Source organism: Streptomyces pristinaespiralis, from assembly GCF_001278075.1.
In the GTDB taxonomy this organism is placed as follows: domain Bacteria; phylum Actinomycetota; class Actinomycetes; order Streptomycetales; family Streptomycetaceae; genus Streptomyces; species Streptomyces pristinaespiralis.
The window spans coordinates 6,580,998-6,603,656 of the sequence record NZ_CP011340.1; the positions used below are offsets into that span (position 1 = coordinate 6,580,998).

The following is a 22,659-nucleotide window of genomic DNA, read 5'->3' on the forward strand; positions in this document are numbered from 1 at the left end:
CCGCCGAAGGCGCGGGTCCGCCGACCGGACACAGCCCAGGGGAGCGCTCATGACGGGAAAGTCGCTCGAGGTGTTGGCCACCGGATCCGCGGACCCTGCTCGCCGGCACGACGAGGCCCCGCCTCCCGCCACCGGCGCGCAGGAGAAGCTCGCCCTGCTGCTCGCGGACGTCACGCAGGTGGACGAAGTGCCCCTCGACAGTCACTTCTTCGATGATCTGGGCGCGGACTCCCTGGTCATGGCCCACTTCTGTGCACGCGTCAGGAAGTGCCCGGACCTGCCGTCGGTGTCCATGAGGGACGTCTACCGCCACCCCACGGTCAGAGATCTGGCGGCAGCGCTCGCACGGTCCGGAGCGGCCCCGGCCGCTCCGGCGCCCGAGGCCCGCCCGCCCGTACCGGCGGCCGCCCCGCTCGGCAGGCCCCACTACGTGTTGTGCGGAGTGCTCCAGGCCGCGAGCTTCGTCGGCTATGCCTTCCTCGTCGCGTTCGTCAGCGCGGCGGGATACGACTGGATCGCCGGCGGAACGCACATCCTCGACACCTATCTGCGGTCGGTGGTGTTCGGCGCCGTGCTGCTGCTCGTCCTGTGCGCTCTGCCCGTCCTCGCGAAGTGGTTGCTCATCGGCCGGTGGAAGCCGGAGAGGATCAGCGTCTGGAGCCTGGCGTACGTCCGCTTCTGGCTGGTCAAGACGCTCATCCGGTCGAACCCGCTGGTCCTGTTCGTCGGTTCGCCGCTGTTCGTCCTCTATCTCAAGGTGCTCGGCGCGCGGATCGGGCGGGGCGTGACGATCCTTTCCCGCAATGTGCCCGTGTGCACCGATCTGCTGGCCGTCGGTGACGGCACGGTCATCCGCAAGGATGTCCTGATCAGCTGCTACCGCGCCCACAACGGTGCGATCGAGACGGGGCCGGTCACCCTCGGGCGGGACGTGGTCGTCAGCGAGGCGACGGTGCTCGACATCGACACCTCGATGGGCGATCGGGCGCAGCTCGGCCATGCGTCCTCGCTGCATACGGGCCAGGCGGTGCCGGACGGCGGGCACTGGCACGGATCGCCGGCGCAGCCCGGCGACGCCGACTTCCTGGCCGTCGGGCCCGCCCGGTGCGGCGCGGTGCGCCGGGCGGTGCACAGTGTGCTGCTCCTGCTCACGTCGCTCCTGGTGTACGTACCGCTGTCGGTGGGCTGCCTGGGTGTGCTGCTCTCCCAGGTCCCGCAGCTGACCACCGTGCTGGACCCTGGACCGGCGGCCCTCGGTGAATGGGTGTTCTACGCGGACCTGCTGGCGTTCACCGCCGTGGTCTTCTTCGGCGGCGTGCCGCTGGTCCTGCTCCTGCTGGTCACCGTGCCGCGCCTGCTGGGCCTGCTGGTGGAACCGGGTCGGGTCTACCCGCTGTACGGCTTCCACCACGCGGTGCACCGGGCGACCTTCCGGCTCACCAACAGACGGTTCATGACACGTCTGTTCGGCGACAGCAGCTGCATCGTGCACTATCTGCGCGGCATCGGCTACGACCTGTCCCGACCGGAGCAGACCGGTTCCAACTTCGGAACCGTGGTGAAGCACGAGAGTCCATCGGTCAGTGCCGTCGGCAGCGGCACCATGGTCTCGGACGGGCTCTCGTTCATGAACGCCGACTACTCGAGCACCTCCTTCCGGCTGGCCCGGACCTCGATCGGTGCGCACAACTTCCTCGGTAACCGGATCACCTACCCCTCGCGCGGCCGGACGGGCGACAACTGTCTGCTGGCGACCAAGGTCATGGTTCCTGTCGACGGTCCGCTCCGGGAGAACACCGGCCTCCTGGGGTCCCCCTGCTTCGAGATCCCCCGGTCGGTACTGCGGGACGGCACCTTCGACGACCTGAAGAGCGGTGCCGAACTGCGCAGCGGCCTCCGGGCCAAGAACCGCCACAACGCCGTCACCATGGCGTTGTTCCTGGCCACGGGATGGACGTACTTCTTCTGCGTCACGGTCCTGTTCGCGGGGGCAGCCGACCTGTACCCGCGGTGGGGCGTGGTGGCACTCGCGCTCGCCAACACGTTCGTGCTGCCGTTCACCGTCCTGTACCACGTACTCGTCGAACGCGTGGTCACCGCCGTGCACCGGCCGGAGCCGCTGTTCTGCTCGATCTACGACGTTCGTTTCTGGCGGCGCGAGCGGTACTGGAAGGTCCCCTCGGAGACGTACGTGCGGATCTTCAACGGCACGCCGTTCAAGAGCGTCGTGTGGCGGATGCTCGGCGTCCGCATCGGCAGCAGGGTGTTCGACGACGGCTTCGGTCTGACCGAACGGCCCATGGTCGCCATCGGGGACGGTTGCACGCTGGCCGCGGGCAGCGCCGTCCAGTGCCATTCACAGGAGGACGGCACCTTCAAGTCGGATCGCAGCACGATCGGTTCCGGCTGCACCCTCGGCGTCGGTGCCTTCGTCCACTACGGCGTGACGGTCGGCGACGGCGCCCTGCTGGAGGCGGACTCCTTCGTGATGAAGGGCGAGACGGTCCCCGCACACGCCCGGTGGGTCGGCAACCCGGCCCGGCCGGCCGGGCCGGAACACGACGGCGGCGGAGGTGGGTTCTGATGGTGTCAGCGGTGACCCACGTGTCCTCGGAGCAGCACACCCTGCCCGCCGGCGGGTTCACGGCCGCACCCCGTTGGGTCACGACGCCGGTGCCCGGCCGGGCCGAACACGCAACGGCCCTCCCCGGCGGTCTGACCGCGAACCTCCGAAGGCACGCCGAAGCGCTCGGGGTCCCGCTCACCGCGGTGCTGCTGGCCGCGCACATGAAGGTGCTCGCCGCACTGTCCGGCGACCGGGTCGTCCGCACCGGCTACCTCCCTCCGGCGGGTGCCGCGCCGCTGCCCTGTCGGCTGACGGTGGAACCCGGCCCGTGGCGTCAGGTCGTGCTGGACGCCTGCCGGACCGAGGCACAGCTGCTGGCGTCGCCTCCGGTGCGTGAGGGCCGAGGCCCCCGGCCCGAGGTCGTCTTCGCCCCGGCCGGCGGCGACCCGGGCGTACCGGAGGACGGCGTGCTGAGCGTGACAGTGGTACAGCAGGACGACGTCCCGGTCTCCCTGCGCCTGCGGTACCGGACCGACGTGCTCGACGCCGGCTGCGCCGCCCGGATCGGCGGTTACCACCTCGCGGCCCTCGAGCACATCGCAGCCGACCCGGACGCCCCGCACCAGCGGCAGAACCTGCTGTCCGCGGAGGAACTGCGCTTCCAGATCGACGAACTCGCCGGCCCGCGCCGCGAGCTGCCCGACCGCCGCTTCCACGAACTCTTCGAGGAACGGGCGCGCCGGCATCCGGACGCCGTCGCCGCGGTGCACCGCAGCCGGCGATGGACGTACCAGGAGCTCAACGTACGGGCCAACCGGCTGGCGCGCGGCCTGCTGGCGGAGGGCCTGCGCCCCGAGGACGTCGTCGCGGTGGTGACCGAACGCGACCTGAACTGGATGGCCGGTGTGCTGGGCGTCCTCAAGGCCGGCGGCGCCTACCTGCCGATCGACCCGCAGTACCCGCCCGGGCGCATCGCCACCATGCTCGGCAGGGCCCGGTGCGGGACCGTGCTCACCGAGCCGGGCAGCACCACCAGCCTGGACCGGGCCGTTTCCTCGCTGCCCGGGACGCGCCGGCTCCTCGTTCCCACGCTCGCCGAGAGCGACACCGACGGAGGCGACCTCGGCCTCGACGTGGCGGCGGACCGGCTCGCGTACGTCTGCTTCACCTCCGGCTCCACCGGCGAGCCCAAGGGCGCGATGTGCGAGCACGCCGGCATGCTCAACCACCTCTACGCGAAGATCGACGACCTGGGGATCGGCGAGGGGCAGGTCGTCGCGCAGACCGCTTCGCAGTGCTTCGACATCTCGGTGTGGCAGCTCCTCTCCGCGCTGCTGGTGGGCGGGCGGACGCTGCTGGTGGAGCAGGAGGCGATCCTCGACGCCGGCCGGTTCCTGGACACGATCGCGGACGGCCGGGTCGAGGTAATGCAACTCGTACCGTCGTACCTCGACGTCGTCCTGTCCGCCCTGGAGCGCGACCCGCGCGACCTGCCGGACCTGAAGTGCGTCTCGGTCACCGGTGAGGCCCTGAAGCGGGAACTCGTCGAACGCTGGTTCACCGCCGGGCCCGGAACCCGCCTCGTCAACGCCTACGGACTGACGGAGACCTCGGACGACACCAACCACGAAGTGATGGACGAGGTGCCGGCCGGCGTGCGGATCCCCCTCGGCCGCCCCGTCAACAACGTGCACGTCTACGTCGTCGACGACGACCTGTCACCGGTCCCGCTCGGCGCCCCCGGAGCCATCGTGTTCTCCGGCATCTGCGTCGGGCGCGGCTACGTCAACGACCCGGAACGCACCCGGTCCGTCTATCTTGCCGATCCGCACCGCCCGGGCAACCGGCTCTACCGGGGCGGTGACTTCGGCCGCTGGCTGCCCGACGGGAAGCTGGAGTTCCTCGGCCGCAAGGACGCCCAGGTCAAGATCCGCGGATTCCGCATCGAGATCGGTGAGATCGAGAACACCCTGCTGCGCCTGCCCGACGTGCGCGACGGCGCCGTCGTGGTCACCGGCCCGGAGGGGCACGACCGGCAGCTGGTGGCCTTCTGCACGGGCCCGCGACCGCAGGCTGCCGACGTCCTGCGTGAGCGGCTGGGCGAGATGCTGCCCGACTACATGGTCCCGGCCGCCTTCCACCAGTGCGAGAGTCTGCCGCTCACGGCCAACGGCAAGATCGACAAGAAGGCGCTGGCGGCGCTCGCCGAGGAACTCGACGCCACCGCCGAGGCCTTCGCGGCTCCGCGGACGCCGACGGAACAGCGATTGGCGGCCGCCTGGGCCGCGGTGCTCGGCGTGGCGCCGGAGCGGATCGGCCGACGCGAGAACTTCTTCGACCTGGGCGGCACGTCTCTGTCGGCCGTGCGGCTCGCGATCTCGCTGGACCGCGTGATCTCCCTCCACGACCTCGCCCGCTGCCCGGTGCTGAGCGATCTGGCCGCCCTCGTCGACTCCCGTGACGGCGACGGGCGCCGGACCGCGCCCGCTGTGCTGCGGACGCTCACGGTGCCGGACGGCCCCGCGGCAGGCGCCCTGGTCTGCTTCCCCGACACCGGCCGCGGCCCGGCCGACTTCCGGCCGCTCGCCGACGCCCTGCACGGCAGCGGCCTGAGCGTGTACGCCGCCGCGCCCACGGCCTTTGGTGCCGCGCCCCCGGCCGTCGCCCACCTCGCGACGGAGATCGACCGACTCGGCGTGGCGGAAGTGCTGCTCTGGGGAGACGGCGAGGGCGCGGCGACAGCCATGGACACGGCCCGGATCCTGGAACAGCGCCGTCTGCCCGTGCGGAGAGTCTTCGCCGCCGCGTCGGACGGTCGATCGGTCCTCCACGGCACCGGATCGGCGCTTCCCACCGAGCGGATCGCCGCCCCCCTGACCGTGCTCGTCCGGGCCGGTGAGCCCGGGTCCGCCGAGCCCTCCGACGTACCGCGGACCCCCGACGGCGTGCAGGAAGCGCGGTGGCCGCTCGGCGACCGGCAGCTCCTGGCCGGGCACGTCGACCTGTGGAACGTGCCCGGTGGGGGAGGCCACTTCCTGCGCACCCGCCCGGCCGAGGCGGCGGAGGCCGTGGTCCGTGCGGTCATGTCCCCGTCCGACAACTGAGTCATGTACGAGAGGAGACCGACATGCTGTCCGCACTCTTCCGCAAGCAGGCGACGCCCACCGAGCCGGCGACCCTGCAGGTCGGCAGCACCGCCGACGTGGAGGCCTGGGCGGCCGATCAGCGGGACACCCTGCACGGCCTCGTCGCCGAGCACGGCGCGCTCATGGTGCGGGGACTCGGTCTGCGTACCGTGGCCGACGTCGCGGCCGTCCTGCGGCAGGTGGCCACCGGCCCGGCGACCGAGCGGGAGGCCTTCGCCGCCCGCGAGAACTACGCCGAAGGCGTCTACTCGTCGTCGGCCTGGCCGGCCGCTCAGACGATGTGCATGCACCACGAGCTGAGCTACGCGGCTCAGTTCCCCGGTCTTCTGCTGTTCGCCTGCCTCCGCCCGCCCACCGAGGGCGGGGCCACCGCGGTGGCCGACTCGACCGCCGTCCTCGAGGCTCTGCCGGCCGGACTGGTCGAGCGTTTCGAACGGGAAGGCTGGCTGCTCACCCGCACCTACAACGACGAGATCGGCGCCACGCTCACCCAGGCGTTCGGCACCGAGGACCGCAGTGGCATCGAGGCGTACTGCCGCGCCAACGCCGTGGAATGGGCCTGGCAGCCGGACGGCTCGCTGCGCACCCGGCAGCACCGCGGCGCCGTCATGAACCATCCGGTCACCGGCCGGCGCTGCTGGTTCAACCAGATCGCCTTCCTGAACGAGTGGACGATGGCCCCCGAGGTGCGGGAGTTCCTCATCGAGGAGTACGGCCCCGACGATCTGCCCTTCAACACCCGTTTCGGCAACGGTGATCCCGTGCCCCCGGACGTCGTCGAGCAGATCAACAAGGTCTACGAGGCACACACCCTGCGCCGGCCGTGGCAGACCGGCGACCTGATGCTCGTCGACAACATCCGTACCGCGCACAGCCGTGAGGCCTACGTGGGCCCGCGGGACGTGGTGGTGGCGATGGCGGACCCGGTGCGCCGGACCGGACCCGCACCGCGGACCGGGAGGACAGCGGCATGACAACGGTGAACCACCCCCTTCTCGAAGAAGTCACCCACAGGGACACCCCCTCGGACGCCCGCACCGTGCCGTCCTTCGCGGTCATCCCGGGCGAGCAGGTCAAGAGCGTGCTGGAGGGCCGGGAGAAGGCCGTCGTGGACGTGGTCGAGGAGACGTACCGCCTGCACGGCGCCGGTCGCACGGTCAACCCGCCGTCGTCCTTCCTGCGGTTCCCCGACCGTCCGTCTTCGCGGATCATCGCGTTGCCCGCCTCGCTCGGCGGCGAGGCACGGGTGGACGGACTCAAGTGGATCTCCAGCTTCCCGGAGAACGTGTCGTCGGAGATCCCGCGGGCCTCGGCGGTCCTGATCCTCAACGACCACGACACCGGCTATCCGTTCGCCTGCATGGAGAGCTCGATCATCAGCGCCGCCCGGACGGCCGCGTCCGCCGTGTCGGCGGCCGACCGGCTCAGCAGGGGGCGGCCGCGCCCTGCCCGCGTCGGGTTCGTCGGCGCCGGCCTGATCGCCCGTTACATCCACACCTACCTCGCGGGCACCGGCTGGTCGTTCGACGACATCGGCGTGCACGACGTGTCAGCCGCCAGCGCGGCGGGCTTCCGCCTCTACCTGGAACAGTCGGGAGCCGCCGGCCGGGTCACCGTGCACCACGACGCCGAGGCGCTGGTCCGCTGCAGCGATCTGGTGGTCTTCGCCACCGTCGCCGCCCGGCCGCACATCAGCGACCCTTCGTGGTTCCGCCACAATCCGGTGGTGCTGCACGTGTCGCTGCGCGACCTCGCGCCGCAGGTCCTGCTGTCCGCCACCAACATCGTCGACGACATCGACCACTGCCTCAGGGCCGCCACTTCACCCCACCTGACGGAACAGCTCACCGGCAGCCGGGCCTTCCTGCACGGCACGCTGGACGACGTGATGGCAGGCCGGGTGAAGGTGCCGGCGGACCGACCCGTGGTGTTCTCACCGTTCGGGCTCGGAATCCTCGATCTGGCGGTCGGCCGTTACGTCTACGACGAGATCGTCCGGTCCGGCGAACTGCGCGTCGTCGACAACTTCTTCCACGAGCTGCGCCGGTACGGATGAGGCGGCACGCCGACGCCGCCCGGCCGGAGATCCACGGCAGACGAGGAGACCATCGTGCCCGTCATATCCGTTCCCCAAGCCTTCAACGAGGAGGACCTGTACGTCGACCTGCGGCCGATGCTCGGACAGCCCTTGTTCCTCAAGTGCGAGGGATTCAACTTCGCCGGTTCGATCAAGCTGAAGGCCGCGACCGAGATGGTGGAGTCCGCCGAGCGGAGAGGGATCATCGGCCGGGACTCGATCCTGGTCGAGTCCTCCTCCGGCAATCTCGGCGTGGCTCTCAGCGTGATCGCGGCGAGCAAGGGCTACCGGTTCTTCTGCGTGACGGACTCCCGCTGCAACCTGGCCACCAGGCTGATGATGGAAGCACTGGGCAGCAAGGTCCACGTGGTTTCCGAGGGGATCGCCGAGGGCGGTCTGCTCGGCGCACGGCTCGCGTTCGTGCGGGACCTGTGCGCCGCGGATCCTCACTGCGTGTGGCTCAGCCAGTACACCAACGCCGACAACTGGAAGGCCCACTACTACCGGACGGCACCCGCCATCGCGCGCGGATTCCCGCACCTGGACGTGCTGTTCATCGGGGTCGGCACCACGGGAACCCTGATGGGCTGCGCCCGCTGGTTCCGCAACTGGCACCGGCCGGTGCGCATCGTGGCGGTCGACAGCGTCGGCTCCGCGATCTTCGGCGACCCACCGGGACGCCGGATGATCCCCGGCCTCGGCATGAGCGTCCGCCCGCCGCTGCTCGACGAGGCGTACGTGGACGAGGCGGTGCGCGTCGAGGAGGCGGACACCATCCGCACCTGCCGCGGCCTGGCCATGCGGGGCTTCCTCTTCGGCGGCTCCACCGGCACGGTGGTCAGCGGTGCGAAGAACTGGCTCGACCGGCACGACACCCGCGGCCTCACCCCGGTGGCGATCGCCCCGGACCTCGGTGAGCGGTACCTCGACACCATCTACCAGTCCAACTGGGTGCAGGGCCTGTACGGCGAGGACGTCCTCCTTCCCGACGAGCCGACGGAAGAAGAAGGCCGGGCACGCAGAGCCGGCGCGTCCGAGGGCGTGACGTTCTGACGCACGGACACCCACGCCCACTTCGGCTCGCCGTCCGGGTGACCTTGCGGAAGGCGTACGACCATGTGCACAGATCAACACTCCGAGAGCCTTTCCACGGCGAGACCGCAGTCGGCGCTCCGCCCGGAGGACCTTGTGCCCGCCGCGTGGGCGGAACCTGCCCCGCCCCGGCCCGGAGCGCCGCGGCTGTGGCTCGCGCGCGTGGAGGACTTGCGCGATGTCGTCGCACCGGTCGCCGCCTCGGTGCTGGACGACGGCGAGAGGGCACGGGAGGCGGCGCTGCGCAGGGCGGTGGACCGGGACGGCTACCGCGTCGCCCATGTCGGCCTGCGGCTGCTCCTGGGCGCCTACTTGGGGATCGACCCGCCGGACGTGCCGCTCGCACGAGCACCCTGTCCACAGTGCCGGGGCCCGCACGGCCGCCCGGTGGTCCGCGAGGCCGCGATGCACTTCTCCGTCTCCCGCACCCCGGGGTACTGCCTCCTCGCCTTCGCGGTCACCGAGGTCGGCGTCGACCTGGAGAAGGTCCCCTCCTCCGCCGTCGTCGAGGAGACGTCCCCGGCGTTGCACCCTCGGGAGACCGCCGAGCTCGCGGCCTGCCCGCCGGCGGACCGCCCGGCGGCGTTCGCCCGGGCATGGACCCGCAAGGAGGCGTACCTGAAGGCGCTCGGTACCGGACTCGGACGCGACCCTCGCTCCGACCACCTCGGCACGTCTTCCCACGCACCGGCCCGCGTACCGGGCTGGTCGGTCAGCGATGTCCGTGTGGCCGCTGGCTACGAGGCAGCCGTCGTCGTACGCGCCGCGACCTGAGCGTCGTCCAACGCGATGCCGACGGCGGTCATGCGGGCACGTGGATGTAGGCCAGTGGTTCGGTGGTGGGCTGCGGAGACCCGCCGACAGGTTCGACGGTGATGCACACGGCGGTGGCCTCCTTGAGCGGCCCCTCGAGGAGGTGAGCCTGACGGCCGCCCGAGGCGGGCAGCTGACCGGCGGGCCGGTACTGCCCGGCCGCGGCGTACCACAGCTCGTAGACCCGGTCCTCGGCGAGCGACGGCAGGCCGGAGGTGATGAACGCGGCCCGGCCTTGGGAGCGTGAGGCGATCACACTCGCGCTCGCGCCGCCGGGCAGGTTGTCGGTGCTGATCGTCGCGTCCGGCGCTGCCATGACGTCGGCGAGCGCGGCCGTGTCGGAGCGCACCTCCGCGAGCTGCGTGCGGGCGGTGCCGGCCTCGGAGTGCTGCCACGCCGCCACACCGCCCAGGGCCACCGCTGCCGCGAGGCACGCGGCCACCGCCGGCCGTAGGCCCTGCCGCGCTCGGCGGGGCCGTCGCGGCACGCCGGGGGAGGGCCGGTCCTGACGGACGGAGGCGATCTCCGTCAGTACGCGCAGGCGCAGGTCCGCGGGCGGCGCGGGCGCCTCGGTCGCGGCCAGCCGGGCGGCGGTGGGTGTCAGTTCGTCGACCTCGCGGCGGCAGGACGCACACCCGGCCAGGTGGTTCTCGAAGGCCGCCTCCTCGGCGGGCGGCAGGGCGTGCAGCACGTAGGCGCCGATGGCGAGGTGCGGGTCGTCGCTGCTCATGAGCCGGCCTCCAGACACGCGCGCAGGCTCTGCAGCCCCTGTCGCATCCGTGACTTGATCGTTCCCGCCGGGGCGGCCAGGGCATCGGCCACCTCCGCGTATGTCAGGCCCTGGTAGAACGCGAGCACCAAGGGCACCCGCTGCGCGTCCTCCAGCTTGCCCAGGCAGCGGAAGACCACCCGCTGCTCTTCGCGGCCTTCCACCGTCTCGGCGACCGTGTCGAAGGGAGGCTCGTGCTCCAGCACGACCGAGCGCATTTCGCGGGCCCTGCCGGCGGCGACGGAACGTACCCGGTCCACCGCCCGGCGGTGCGCCAGCGTGAGCACCCAGCTCCGGGCGGCTCCCCGCTCGGGACGGAAGCGGTCCGCGGTGCGCCACACCTCGATCATGACGTCCTGAGTCACCTCTTCCGCCTGTGCCTCGTCCCGCAGCACCCGGCGGGCCAGTCCCATCACCGGCGGTGCGAGAGCGTCGTAGACGCCGGCGAAGGCCTGCTGATCGCCCTCGGCCGCACGGCTGAGCAGCCCGTCCACCCGGTCGTCGTCCGCGGACCGCCGGGCGGGGTGCTTGCCGTCACTGCTTGTGCCCGGCATCGGTTCCACACTCCATTGCCGCTCCTCGACTCGGCTCGACCCCACACCGTGAGCGCTCTTCGCGCATCCGGCCGGGAGCCGTCCGCCTGACATATTCACCTCCTTGCCGCAGAGGACCGCTGGACGGCGTCGCCACCGGAGCCGGGCCCCGGCCGACGAGGGCGTCGCCGGCCGGGGCGGGGCCGCACCTCGGGCGACGCGTTCCGCCCGTGGAGCCATCGCGGGGGCAGAGCCACGCGGCACGGTCCCTCCGGACGGCGGACGAGGCGGACCAGGGCAGCGCCCTCATTGGTTATTCGAAGCTGCGGACCCTGTGGATCGCGGTGATCAGCGTCCGGGGCGCCATTCGGGACAGCTGTGCGCCGGCGCCGGCGCGCGTCCTGCCCGGCCCGGGCCGGGCAGGGCCATGGCCTCGTCGATGCTGAAGGCGAAACGGTGAGCAGGCATGAGGAGCGCCGGAAACCCCACTTTCGAGTGAACTCGCTGCAGACGTCCGCCAGTTCACCCTTCGTACGTAAAGATTCCGGTGTCCCGGTCGCCGCAGTCCACGTGTCCCCGTGCATCGGCAGGCGACCCCATGTCTCCGTGGGGGTTCCACCACCTTGAACAGCAATACCTTCCGCATGCCCGCACGCAAGGCCGCCGCGGCGACGGCCGCCGTCGCTCTGGCCGCCGCGCCGGTGGCGCTCGCCGGCCCGGCCCACGCCACCGGCGGCGGTGAGGGAAGTGCCACCGCGGTCGTGCTCCGCACCGGTCTGGACGTCTCCCTGCTCGACGAGACCGTCCATGTGCCGCTCAGGACGACGCTCAACGAGGTCCGGGCACCCGGCAGCGCGGAGAAGACCGCGCTGAGCGTGGAGTTGGACGGCGTCGGGAAGGGCGGGCAGGTCCAGGTGCTGCGTGCGGACGTGGCGACCTCGAAGGCGACCGTCGGGAGCGGCAGGGCAGAGGCCCGCAGCACCCTGGCCAACGCCAGGGTCCACGTGCCGGGGCTGCCGTTGCTGTCGCTGATCGAGGTCGAGCAGGTCACGTCGAAGGCCGTCTGCGAGACGGGGCACCGGCCCGTCGCCGAGTCGAATCTGCTGGGCAAGGTCAGGGTCCTCGGCAAGAAGGTCACCCTCAGCACGGGCGGTCCCACGCGCGTCGCGGTGCCGGGCGTGGGCGAGGTCGGCCTCGAACTGTCGAAGACCCGCACCACGTCCCGCACGGCCGCTGCGACGGCCCTGCAGCTCAAGGTCGCCGTCGACCCGCTGGAGCTGAACGTCGCCGAGGTCGACGGGGAAGTGACCTTGGCGGAGGCGACCTGCGAGACGCCCGGCGCGTCGTCGGGCGGAACCACGAAGCCGGCCGACCCCGCGCCCCCGGCGGACGACGACCCGGCGGCGGAGAAGCCGGCGGAGGAGAAGCCCGCCGAGGGGATCTCCGCCCGGTCCGGCGAGCAGCCCGGCAAGGACAACCTCGCGGCGACCGGCGGCAGTTCCACGACGCCGTACCTCGCAGGCGGCGCGGCCGTCCTGCTCGCCGCCGGTGCCGCGGCGACCTTCATCGGCCGTCGCCGCTCCAGGGGCTGACGCCCGGCCACGGCGGCCGGGCCCCTCGCGGAGGGGAGAGGGACCCGGCCGCCACCGCCTCCGTACGGGCGACTCCCGGTGCGGCGGCCACCTGGAGCCGACGGCGCCGGGCCGTCAGCCACTTGACGCCCCGGCCTCCGGGCGTCCCGGTGGCCCGGCGCCGCGATGGCCTCAGTGGCCGACCATCGTCAGGGCCTGGTCGAGTGCCTGGAGGAAACGGTTCGTCGTGACCCGGTCGCGCACCGCGAGACGCAGCCACTCGTCGTCGAGGCCCGGGAACGTGTCCCCGCGCCTGGCCGCGAAACCGAGCCGCCGCAGCCGCTCCCGCACCTGCGCCGCACGCCGCACCCGCACGAGTACGAACGGCCCCTCGGCCGCCTCCACCGCCCGGACCTCCTCGAACTCGGCCAGCCCCGCGAGCAGATGAGCCCGGTCCGCCGCGATCCGCAGGGATGCCGCCTCCGCCTCCGCCAGCGCCGCCGGGCCCATGCAGGCCTCCGCCGCGACCAGCGCCGGCGTCGACACCGGCCACAAGGGCTGCGCCCGCTCGAGTGCCGCGATCGTGCGCGGCTCGGCGAGCACGTAGCCGATCCGCAGGCCCGCCAGCCCCCACGTCTTGGTGAGGCTGCGCAGCACCACGAGACCGGGCACATCCGTCCGCCCCGCCAGCGCCTCGCGTTCGCCGGGGACCGCGTCCATGAACGCCTCGTCCACCACGAGCAGACGCCCGGGACGGGCCAGCAGGGCTATGTCGTCCGCGGGGTGCAGCACCGACGTCGGGTTGGTCGGGTTGCCGACGACGACCATGTCCGCCTCGTCGGGAACGGCCTTCGGGTCGAGCTGGAAACCGTCCTCCTCGCGCAGCAGCAGCCGCTCCACCGCGTGTCCCGCGTCGCGCAGCGCCGCCTCGGGCTCCGTGAACTGCGGGTGCACCACAAGGGGCCGCCGCACCGCGAGCGCGCGTGCCAGCAGCACGAACGCCTCCGCCGCGCCCGCCGTCAGCAGGACGTGGTCCTCCGGCAGTCCGTGCCTGCGGGCGACGGCGGCGCGGGCGGCACGGCCGTCCGGGTACGCGGCCAGCGAGCCGAGCGATGCCGTGATGCACTCGCGGAGCCAGCTCGGAGGCGTACCGGTACGGACGTTGACGGCGAGATCGATCAGATCCGCCGCCCCGTCCCGCACCTCCGCGTCGCCGTGGTGCCGCAGATCGTGCCCGCCGGAACGCTGCTCCGGGTCCTCGGGGCGCTCGGGGTGCTCAGAGTGCGTGTACATGGCTGCCGTGCCGTGGTGGGGGAGAACTGGTCACGGAAGTCTCCTCGGTGTGGGGGCGAACAATGAGGGATCGAACGGAGGTGAACAAACGCACGGACATCATGTCCTCTGCGGCCGCGTCACGGCAGTGGTCGAAGGCGTCCGCGACCCCAGGCGGGCGATCGCGCACGTCACACCGGCGGGCCGCCCCGCCGGCGCGGACCGCCGTTTGGGGACCAGCAGTTCGCCTCCGCCCGCCAGCGCCGCGGCCTCGGCGACCGACGGCGTCCCCACCGCACGCAGTGCGGCGGGGGACGGGTTCTCCACGGGGACCCGCGCCAAACGCTCCGCGCCGTACGTCCACAGCGGAACGCCCAGGCGCTCCGCGGCGCCCAGCACGCCCGGTTCCGCCGCTTTCGCGTCGACGGTCGCCAGGGCCACCACGTCGGACGTCGACAACCCCGCCTCGCGCAGCGCCTCCTCGACCAGGCCGTGCACCTCGTCGACGGGCACGCCGCGCGACGCGCCGACACCGACGACCAGGCCCCGCGGCCCTGCCGAGGAGCCGCCCGTCGCACCGGTGGCGGACCCTGCCGCCGCCGCACCGCCCGTCGTAAGGGGCGTCGGTCTGTGCGTCGGACCGTCCGCCGGACCGGTCGTGGACCCTGCCGCCGCACCGCCCGTCGGCGACCCGCCCGTCGTGCCGGCCGGGGACCAGTCCGTCGTGCCGGCCGCCGACCCGCCCACGGCGTCGCTCACGAAGCGGCTCCCCGGTCGGCGGCCGACGGCCCGTCAGCGGCGTTGCCGGCCGTGGCCGGTGTCCTGTCAACCGGGTGAACCGGACGCACCGCGATGTGCGCGAGGGTCCCGGGATCGGCTAGCAAGGGCGCATGGCGGTGATCGTCGCGCTCGGCGCGTTCCTCATGACGCTCTTCGGAGGCTGGACGGCCGGTCGTGTCACCGACCGCCGTCACCTCGTGCTGGGCCTGGCCGGCGGGCTGATGCTCGGCGTCGTCGGCCTCGAACTGCTGCCGGAGGCGCTGGAGGCCGCGGGCGGACCGGTGCTGGGCGTGCCGCAGGCGCTGCTGCTGTTCGTCGGCGGCTTCCTCACGGCGCACATGGTCGAACGGCTGCTGGCCGTACGGCAGGCGGCGCACGGGGCGGACCACCGCGTGCCGCAGGTGGGCCTGACGGCGGCCGCGGCCATGGTCGCCCACAGCCTGATGGACGGCATCGCGCTCGGCGTCGCGTTCCAGGTCGGCGGCGGGATGGGTGCCGCCGTGGCGCTCGCCGTCGTCACCCACGACTTCGCCGACGGGTTCAACACGTACACGATCACCAGCCTGTACGGGAACACCCGCCGCAAGGCGAACATGATGCTCTTCGCCGACGCGTGCGCCCCCGTCGTCGGCGCGGCGTCGACGATGCTGTTCACTCTTCCTGAGGATCTTCTCGGCAGCTACCTCGGCTTCTTCGGAGGTGCGCTGCTGTACCTGGCCGCAGCCGAGATCCTGCCCGAGGCGCACCACGAACACCCGGCCCGCTCCACCCTGTTGTGCACAGTCGGAGGAGTGGGCTTCATCTGGCTGGTCGTCGGCGTGGCCGAGTGACGCCCCGGCCGGCCGGTCTCTTCCCCCGCTCATGTGCCGCATGCCGCCACGAACCGGGCGGCCACCTCCGGCCGCGACGCCCAGTGCGTGTGCAGGTAGCTGGCGTGCACGCCGTGCTGTACGAAGCCCTCGACCCGGCGCTCCGGCCGCACCATGCCCCACGCGGGCACCGGCCCCGCGCCCGGCACCAGCACCGTGCGGTGGAACTCGTGCCCCCGCAGCCTTGTTCCCGCAGCCGCGAGCGGGCTGTCGCTCACCGCGACGGCCTCCCGGTAGCCCAGGGTCAGCCGGCCCGACATGCGCGCGTCGGCGTCCAGCACGCCGCACATGGGCTTTCCGTCCAGGGACCGGGCCAGGTAGAGCAGCCCCGCGCATTCGGCCGCGACCGGCGCACCCGAGCGCGCCAGTTCGCAGACCGCCTTGCGCAACGGCTCGTTCGCGGAGAGCTCGGGCGCGTACACCTCGGGGAAACCGCCGCCGATGACGATGCCGCGGGTCCCCTCGGGGAGCTGTTCGTCCCGGAGCGGGTCGAAGGCCACGACCTCGGCCCCGGCCGCCCGCAGCAGCTCCACGTGCTCGGCGTACGAGAACGTGAACGCGGCGCCGCCGGCGACCGCGACCACCGGCCGCCCCGACCCGGCGACCGCGGCGGAGGACACGACCGCGCCCCCGGAGTGCGGCCCTGCCGCGAAAGCGGGCGTCCACGCCCGCGCGTCGAGCGGGGGCGCGCTGCGCGCCAGCGCCAGCAGACCGTCGAGGTCGCACCCCGCCCGTACCTGTTCTGCCATCGACGCCACCGCGTCGACCGCCTCCGCCTGCCGCTCGGCGACCGGCACCAGACCCAGGTGGCGCGACGGCGTCGCCACCTCGGCCGCCCGCCGCAGCACACCGAGCACCGGCACGCCCGATCCGCCGAGCGCCTCCCGCAGCAGGTGCTCGTGCCGGTCGGTGGCGACCTTGTTGAGGATCACCCCGCCGATCCGTACCTCCGGGTCCCACGACGCGAACCCGTGCACCAGCGCCGCCACCGACCTGGACTGCGACGACGCGTCCACCACCAGCACCACGGGGGCGCGCAGCAGCTTCGCCACCTGGGCGGTCGAGGCCAGCTCGCCCTGGTCGGCGGCTCCGTCGTACAGCCCCATGACGCCCTCGACGACGGCGAGTTCGCAGCCGTCGGCACCGTGCCGGAACAGCGGGGCGACCAGGTCCGTACCGCACAGGTACGCGTCGAGGTTGCGGCCCGGCCGCCCCGTGGCCAGCGCGTGGTAGCCCGGGTCGATGTAGTCCGGGCCCACCTTGTGCGGGGAGACGGTGAGGCCGGCCGCCGTGAACGCGGCCATCAGGCCCGTCGCGACCGTGGTCTTGCCCGCGCCGGAGGACGGCGCGGCGATGACGAGACGTGCTACCACTCGATGCCCCGCTGGCCCTTCTGACCCGCGTCCATCGGGTGCTTGACCTTCGACATGTCCGTGACCAGGTCGGCGAAGTCGATCAGCTTCTGCGGCGCGTTGCGGCCGGTGATCACCACATGCTGGGTGCCGGGCCGCCCGCGCAGCACCTCGATCACCTCGTCGGTGTCGATCCAGCCCCAGTGGAGCGGGTACGCGAACTCGTCGAGCACGTACAGCTTGTGCGTCTCGGCGGCGAGGTCCCGCTTGACCTGCTCCCAGCCCTCACGGGCCTTGTCCTCGTTGGACTGCTCGCCCTCCGCGGGGGCGCGCTGGATCCACGACCAGCCCTCGCCCATCTTGTGCCAGGCGACCGTGCCGCCCTCGCCGCTCGCGCCCAGCACCTTGAGCGCGTTCTCCTCGCCGACCTTCCACTTCGCCGACTTGACGAACTGGAACACCCCGACCGGCCATCCCTGGTTCCAGGCCCGCAGCGCCAGCCCGAAGGCGGCCGTCGACTTGCCCTTGCCGATGCCCGTGTGCACGAACACCAGCGGGCGGTTGCGGCGCTGACGGGTGGTGAGTCCGTCGTCCGGTACGACGGACGGCTGTCCCTGCGGCATTACGCGGCCCTCCTTGAGGCGGATGTGTCCCGGACGTCCTTGACGAGCCCGGTGATCGATTCGGCCCGCAGCTCGTCGAGGGTGACGGCGCTGCCGCCGAGCTCCCGCGCGAGTGTGCCGGCCAGGCCGAGCCGCACGGGCCCGGCCTCGCAGTCCACGACGACGGCCGCGGTCCCCTCTGCGGCGTGCAGCCGTGCGGCGCGCAGGGCCGTCGGGAAGGCGTCCTTGGACCCCGCGGCCGTGGCGCGACCGTCGGTGACCACCACCATCAGCGGACGGCGCGACGGATCGCGCAGCCGCTCGATGCGCAGCACGTCCTGCGCCTTGAGCAGTCCCTGCGCCAGCGGTGTACGGCCGCCCGTCGGCAGCGACTCGAGCCGGGCCGCCGCCGCGTCCACCGAGGACGTGGGCGGCAGCGCCAGCTCCGCGCCCTTCCCGCGGAAGGTGATCAGCCCCACCTTGTCGCGCCGCTGGTAGGCGTCGAGCAGCAGGGAGAGCACCGCCCCCTTGACCGCGCCCATCCGCTTCCTGGCCGCCATCGAACCGGACGCGTCGACCACGAACAGCACGAGGTTCCCCTCACGCCCCTCGCGGGTCGCCTGCCGCATGTCGTCCCGGCGGACCACCAGCCCCGGGCCGCTGCGCCCGCGGGCGCGCTGGTGCGGAGCGGCGGCCTGCACGGTGGCCGCCAGGTGCAGTTTGGTGAGCGCGCCCCGGGGCCGCCGCGCGCCGGTGGTACGGCCGTGCTCGGTCCGCGCCCGGGACCTGCGCCCGGCAGCGCCCTCGCCGAGACCGGGCACGCTGAGCATCTTGGTGCGGAAGGGTTCCGTGGCCCGTGCGGGCTGCTGCTCGGCGCCGGTGCCCGGCGCCGGCACGGGTGCCCGACCGGGCTCGTCTTGGGACCCGGCCGCCTCACCCGTGTCCGGTCCGCTGCCCTGCGGAGGTACCCCGCCGCCTCCGCCGCCTCCGCCGTCGGGACCGCCGTCCGGACCGGGGTCCGGGTCGGTCTCCGGGCCGGGGTCGTTGTCCGGGTCGGGCTCGTCGTGGCCGCCGAACTCGTCCAGCGTCTCGTCCAGCTTGCTCTCGTCCAGGCCGGGCGCGTCGAAGGGATTGCGCCGCCTGCGGTGCGGCAGCGCCAGCAGCGCGGCCTGCCGGACGTCCTCCTCCATGACCTCGTCCCGTCCCGCCCACGCGGCCAGCGCGGTCGCCGTACGGGCCATCACGATGTCGGCACGCATGCCGTCCACCTCGAACGCCGCGCAGGTCGCCGCGATCTGACGCAGCGCCACATCACCGAGGACCACGCGCGGCAGCAGCTCCCGCGCCGCCACGATCCGCTCGCGCAGCGCCTCCTCCTCACCGGCCCAGCGCGTCGCGAAGCCGGCGGGGTCGTCGTCGTACGCGAGCCTGCGCCGTACGACCTCCACCCGCTGGTCGGGATCGCGGGAGGCCGCGACCTCCACGGTGAGGCCGAACCGGTCCAGCAACTGCGGCCGCAGCTCGCCCTCCTCGGGGTTCATGGTCCCGACGAGCAGGAAGCGGGAGGCGTGCCGTACGGAGACACCCTCACGCTCGACGTACGAAGCGCCCATGGCGGCGGCGTCCAGCAGCAGGTCGACGAGGTGGTCGTGCAGAAGGTTGACCTCGTCGACGTACAGCAGCCCCCGGTGCGCGTCCGCGAGCAGTCCGGGTTCGAACGCCTTCACGCCCTCGGCGAGCGCCCGCTCGATGTCGAGCGCGCCGACGAGCCGGTCCTCGGAAGCGCCGACGGGCAGTTCCACCATCCGCGTCGGCCGTGCCACGCCCGGCCCCGCCTCGTGCGGGCCGTCCGGACAGGCCGGGTCCGGGGCCGCGGGCGCACAGGAGAACCGGCAGCCCGCGACCACGTCGACGTGCGGCATGAGGGACGCGAGCGCGCGTACGGCGGTCGACTTGGCGGTCCCCTTCTCGCCGCGCACGAGCACGCCGCCGACCGCCGGACTGACCGCGTTGAGCAGCAGGGCCAGCCGCAGATCGTCCATCCCGACGACCGCGGTGAACGGATAGGGGGTGCTCATCGCCTGATCACTCCTTCGCTGGAGCCGCGGAGCGGCTCGCCTGTGCCCTGCCGGATCCGACTGCGGGCCGATTGCCCGCCGACCGCTCTCACGGCGCACCCGGAGGGATGAACGGCATCCCCACGGGCGCCCCTTCCTCGATCAGCCGCATCAACGCGTCCGTGTCCGCGTGCTCCTCGATCAGGTCCCCCAGCCGGTCCAGCTGTTCCTCCCGCAGCGTGCCGAAGCTCGTGTCGGGCGCGGGCACGAAACGCCGGCCCGCCTGTGCGGCGACCTTCCGCAGGAACGCCCGCCTGAAGTCGTCGCTCTCCAGCGACCCGTGCCAGTGCGTGCCCCACACCGCGCCGACCCGGCAGCCGTCCAGGAAGGGGTCACCGCCGAGGACCTCGGCGACGCCGTGATGGATCTCGTAGCCCTCGACCCGCGCGCCGAGCGCCTCGCCGACGGGCCGTGCGAGGGTCTTGTCCGGCGCGAACCGCACCCGTACCGGCAGCAGCCCGAGCCCGTCGACCGCGCCGGCCCTCGACTCGACGTCGTCCTCGATGTGTTCGCCCAGCGCCTGGAAGCCGCCGCAGATGCCCAGCACCGGCCTTCCCTCGGCAGCGCGCCGCATCAGGGCGTCCGCGAGACCGCGCTCACGCAGCCATGCCAGTGCCTTCACGGTTCCGCGGGTGCCGGGGACCACGACCAGGTCCGCGTCCGCGAGCTCCTCCGCGCGGTCCACGAACCGCACCACGACGCCCGGTTCCGCGGCCAGCGCGTCCACGTCCGTGAAGTTCGACATCAGCGGGACGGCGCACACCGCGACCCGCAGCACGTCCTCACCGACGGGCGGCGCCACCACCGACTCCCGCACGGCGCCGCGCAGGGAGACCCGCAGGCCGTCCTCCTCGTCGATGCCGAGCCCGTGCGCGTAGGGGAGGACCCCGAACGTCCGCCGCCCGGTCAGGCCGAGCAGCATCTCGAGCCCCGGCTCCAGCAGCGACACGTCACCACGGAACTTGTTGACCAGATAGCCGGCGACAAGTGTCTGGTCCTCGGGGCTCAGGAGCGCCGTCGTACCGAAGAACTGGGCGAAGACCCCGCCCCTGTCGATGTCGCCGACCACCAGCACCGGCAGCCGGGCGGCCCGCGCGATGCCCATGTTCACGATGTCCGTGCGGCGCAGATTGATCTCGGCCGGACTGCCCGCCCCCTCGCAGATCACGGCGTCATACGTGCCCCGCAACTCCTCCAGGCACGCCATCACCGGCTCGAAGAGCTCCCGCTGCCGGCCCCCGTGGTACCCCTTGGCGCTCAGCTCGCCGACCGGCCGGCCCATCAGCACCACCTGGCTGGAGCGGTCGCTGCCGGGCTTGAGGAGCACGGGATTCATCAGCGCGGTCGGCTCCACGCGCGCGGCCTGCGCCTGCATGGCCTGCGCCCGCCCGATCTCCGCGCCCTCGCGCGTCACGAACGAATTCAGGGACATGTTCTGCCCCTTGAAGGGCGCGACCTTCACGCCCCGGCGCACCAGCCACCGGCAGATGCCGGCGGTCACGACACTCTTGCCCGCGTCCGAGGTGGTCCCGGCGACGAGCAGCCCCCCACCGGTCATGCCGGCCTCCTTCCGCCGCGGCCCTGCCGCAGCACCCGCCCCGCCGCGCAGACGGCGAGGGTCAGCAGACCGACCCGGCGCGAGAGCCGCACCGCCCGTCCGATGTCACCGAACTCCACGGCACGCCCGCCCCCGTTGAGCACCGGCCGGTGCTCGACGCGCCCGCCGTACGAGAGGGGACCGCCCAGCCGCACACCCAGGGCGCCCGCGAAGGACGCCTCCACAGGGCCCGCGTTGGGGCTGGGGTGCTTGGCCGCGTCCGCGCGCCAGGCCCTGACGGCTCCGCGCCGGTCCGGGCCGCAGACGGCCGCCAGGGCCGCGGTCAGCCGGGCGCCCGGCCACCCGGCGACGTCGTCCAGGCGGGCCGAGGCCCAGCCGTACCGCAGGTAGCGGGGCGACCTGTGGCCGACCATCGCGTCCAGGGTGTTCACGGCCCGGAAGCCGACGAGACCGGGCACGCCCGCCAGCGCTCCCCACACCAGGGCGCCCACGACCGCGTCGGAGGTGTTCTCCGCCACGGACTCGACGACGGCGCGGGCGATCTGCTGCTCGTCCAGGGCCTGCGGGTCGCGCCCGCACAGATGGGGCAGCCGCTCGCGGGCGGCCTCGACGTCCCCGGCCGCCAGCGCCTCGCCGATGGCCGTGGCCTCCCGCCCCAGGGTCGTCCCCCCGACGACCGCCCAGGTGGCGGCGGCGGTCAGGGCGACGGACGCGGCGGGGGAGCGGCGTACGGCGCGGGACGCCAGCACGGCCGCCGCGACGGCGCCACCGGCGCACACAGCGGTGTGCAGGGCGCCCCTGCCACGGTGGTCACGCCAGAGGACACGCTCGACGGCGCCCGCGGCACGTCCGAACGCGGCGACCGGATGTCCGCGGCGGGGATCGCCGAGGAGCAGGTCACCGGCGAGGCCGGCGGCGGCGCCGTACACGAAGACTCGGTCGGCACGCACGGGATCAGCGATCCCAGGGGTGGTGTCCGACGGACAGGGCTGTACCGCGGCCGGGCATGCGAAAAGTCCTCACTCAGGGTCCGCGCCCTGGTTCGACGTGACCGGCGGTGAGAGTTCCTGGCTCCCCGGGAGCGTTCCTTCCCGGGTGACAGTGGCGGGACCGCGCCGGATTCGCACCGGACTTCCTCTTCTGCCGCCGTTGTTGGCCCCGGCAGTCCACCACGCGCGCGAACGCCCGTCAACTCACCATTGACCTGCGGCGGGGCAGTGTGCCGAGCCCCACACGGGCGGACACACGAAGGCCGGGCCGTGGACACCCTCGGGTGCTCACGGCCCGGCCTCGCAGGGCTGTGCGGTCGTCAGACGACGATCAGGTAGATCCCGTAGGACACGGCCGCCGCGCAGAGTGCGAAGCAGGCGTACGCGCCGGTGCGGGCCAGTGCGCCGGAGCCTCCGGCCCGGGCGGCCGACTCCTGCTTGGTGAGGCCCACGACGCCCAGGGTGAAGAGGCCCACCAGCGCGACGGTGGCGACGAGGCTCACGCCGAACACGGAGCCGAGAGCGGTCCAGTCGATCTTCATGCTGTTTCTTC

Annotated in this window: 18 protein-coding genes and 1 riboswitch; of the genes, 8 read left to right on the forward strand and 10 right to left on the reverse strand. The window is 73.0% G+C overall.

The features are described 5' to 3' along the window. Positions 1 to 49: 49 nt before the first annotated feature. From SPRI_RS37475 to SPRI_RS28125, 6 genes are all read left to right on the forward strand, one after another. The gene (locus SPRI_RS37475) at positions 50 to 2,584 is read left to right on the forward strand and encodes a Pls/PosA family non-ribosomal peptide synthetase (RefSeq protein WP_005319079.1); all 2,535 of its coding nucleotides are present in this window, start codon (positions 50 to 52) and stop codon (positions 2,582 to 2,584) included. Further along, on the forward strand, positions 2,584 to 5,670 hold the full coding sequence (locus tag SPRI_RS28105; RefSeq protein WP_050791592.1) for a non-ribosomal peptide synthetase: 3,087 nt from the start codon (positions 2,584 to 2,586) through the stop codon (positions 5,668 to 5,670). The genes SPRI_RS37475 and SPRI_RS28105 overlap by 1 nt, the downstream gene beginning before the upstream one ends. 23 nt (positions 5,671 to 5,693) lie before the next feature. Beyond that, positions 5,694 to 6,686 (forward strand): TauD/TfdA family dioxygenase, encoded by a 993-nt coding sequence (locus SPRI_RS28110; RefSeq protein ID WP_037775033.1) that lies wholly within the window; start codon positions 5,694 to 5,696, stop codon positions 6,684 to 6,686. Continuing rightward, a complete protein-coding gene (gene sbnB / locus SPRI_RS28115; RefSeq protein WP_005319085.1) occupies positions 6,683 to 7,768 on the forward strand; it encodes a 2,3-diaminopropionate biosynthesis protein SbnB in 1,086 nt (361 codons plus the stop codon). The genes SPRI_RS28110 and sbnB overlap by 4 nt, the downstream gene beginning before the upstream one ends. A gap of 54 nt (positions 7,769 to 7,822) precedes the next feature. After that, the gene (gene sbnA, locus SPRI_RS28120) at positions 7,823 to 8,842 is read left to right on the forward strand and encodes a 2,3-diaminopropionate biosynthesis protein SbnA (protein WP_005319087.1); all 1,020 of its coding nucleotides are present in this window, start codon (positions 7,823 to 7,825) and stop codon (positions 8,840 to 8,842) included. 201 nt (positions 8,843 to 9,043) lie between these two features. Beyond that, the gene (locus SPRI_RS28125) at positions 9,044 to 9,655 is read left to right on the forward strand and encodes a 4'-phosphopantetheinyl transferase family protein (RefSeq protein ID WP_234020434.1); all 612 of its coding nucleotides are present in this window, start codon (positions 9,044 to 9,046) and stop codon (positions 9,653 to 9,655) included. Positions 9,656 to 9,683: 28 nt separating this feature from the next. Here SPRI_RS28125 and SPRI_RS28130 read toward each other — a convergent pair whose 3' ends face one another. Both SPRI_RS28130 and sigK read right to left on the reverse strand, forming a co-directional pair. Beyond that, positions 9,684 to 10,424 (reverse strand): anti-sigma factor, encoded by a 741-nt coding sequence (locus SPRI_RS28130; protein WP_053557444.1) that lies wholly within the window; start codon positions 10,422 to 10,424, stop codon positions 9,684 to 9,686. Beyond that, the gene (gene sigK / locus SPRI_RS28135) at positions 10,421 to 11,017 is read right to left on the reverse strand and encodes an ECF RNA polymerase sigma factor SigK (RefSeq protein WP_005319092.1); all 597 of its coding nucleotides are present in this window, start codon (positions 11,015 to 11,017) and stop codon (positions 10,421 to 10,423) included. The genes SPRI_RS28130 and sigK overlap by 4 nt, the downstream gene beginning before the upstream one ends. Positions 11,018 to 11,619: 602 nt before the next feature. Here sigK and SPRI_RS28140 point away from each other — a divergent pair. Then, entirely contained in the window at positions 11,620 to 12,588 is a 969-nt protein-coding gene (locus tag SPRI_RS28140) for an SCO1860 family LAETG-anchored protein (protein ID WP_037775036.1), read from the forward strand. A gap of 171 nt (positions 12,589 to 12,759) precedes the next feature. Here SPRI_RS28140 and cobC read toward each other — a convergent pair whose 3' ends face one another. Continuing rightward, positions 12,760 to 13,860 (reverse strand): Rv2231c family pyridoxal phosphate-dependent protein CobC, encoded by a 1,101-nt coding sequence (cobC, locus tag SPRI_RS28145; RefSeq protein ID WP_053557445.1) that lies wholly within the window; start codon positions 13,858 to 13,860, stop codon positions 12,760 to 12,762. 99 nt (positions 13,861 to 13,959) lie between these two features. Next, positions 13,960 to 14,598, reverse strand: coding sequence for a cobalamin biosynthesis protein (locus tag SPRI_RS40010; RefSeq protein WP_053557446.1), 639 nt, complete (start codon positions 14,596 to 14,598; stop codon positions 13,960 to 13,962). Positions 14,599 to 14,729: 131 nt separating this feature from the next. Between SPRI_RS40010 and SPRI_RS28155 the strand changes: the two genes are divergently transcribed. Beyond that, positions 14,730 to 15,449, forward strand: coding sequence for a ZIP family metal transporter (locus tag SPRI_RS28155; protein ID WP_005319095.1), 720 nt, complete (start codon positions 14,730 to 14,732; stop codon positions 15,447 to 15,449). Between the two features lie 29 nt (positions 15,450 to 15,478). Here SPRI_RS28155 and SPRI_RS28160 read toward each other — a convergent pair whose 3' ends face one another. The 6 genes from SPRI_RS28160 to SPRI_RS28185 form a co-directional block, all read right to left on the reverse strand. Next, positions 15,479 to 16,861, reverse strand: a complete 1,383-nt coding sequence (locus tag SPRI_RS28160; protein ID WP_053557447.1) for a cobyrinate a,c-diamide synthase — start codon at positions 16,859 to 16,861, stop codon at positions 15,479 to 15,481. Then, positions 16,855 to 17,463, reverse strand: coding sequence for a cob(I)yrinic acid a,c-diamide adenosyltransferase (gene cobO / locus SPRI_RS28165; RefSeq protein ID WP_053557448.1), 609 nt, complete (start codon positions 17,461 to 17,463; stop codon positions 16,855 to 16,857). Before cobO ends, SPRI_RS28160 begins: the two co-directional genes overlap by 7 nt. After that, the gene (locus SPRI_RS28170; protein ID WP_053557449.1) at positions 17,463 to 19,520 is read right to left on the reverse strand and encodes a putative cobaltochelatase; all 2,058 of its coding nucleotides are present in this window, start codon (positions 19,518 to 19,520) and stop codon (positions 17,463 to 17,465) included. Before SPRI_RS28170 ends, cobO begins: the two co-directional genes overlap by 1 nt. Before the next feature lie 88 nt (positions 19,521 to 19,608). After that, the gene (locus SPRI_RS28175) at positions 19,609 to 21,117 is read right to left on the reverse strand and encodes a cobyric acid synthase (protein WP_005319098.1); all 1,509 of its coding nucleotides are present in this window, start codon (positions 21,115 to 21,117) and stop codon (positions 19,609 to 19,611) included. Beyond that, positions 21,114 to 22,067 (reverse strand): cobalamin biosynthesis protein, encoded by a 954-nt coding sequence (locus SPRI_RS28180; RefSeq protein ID WP_053557450.1) that lies wholly within the window; start codon positions 22,065 to 22,067, stop codon positions 21,114 to 21,116. The genes SPRI_RS28175 and SPRI_RS28180 overlap by 4 nt, the downstream gene beginning before the upstream one ends. A gap of 89 nt (positions 22,068 to 22,156) precedes the next feature. Next, positions 22,157 to 22,303: riboswitch (cobalamin riboswitch) on the reverse strand. Between the two features lie 123 nt (positions 22,304 to 22,426). Beyond that, positions 22,427 to 22,648, reverse strand: a complete 222-nt coding sequence (locus SPRI_RS28185) for a hypothetical protein (protein ID WP_005319100.1) — start codon at positions 22,646 to 22,648, stop codon at positions 22,427 to 22,429. Between the last annotated feature and the right edge of the window lie 11 nt (positions 22,649 to 22,659).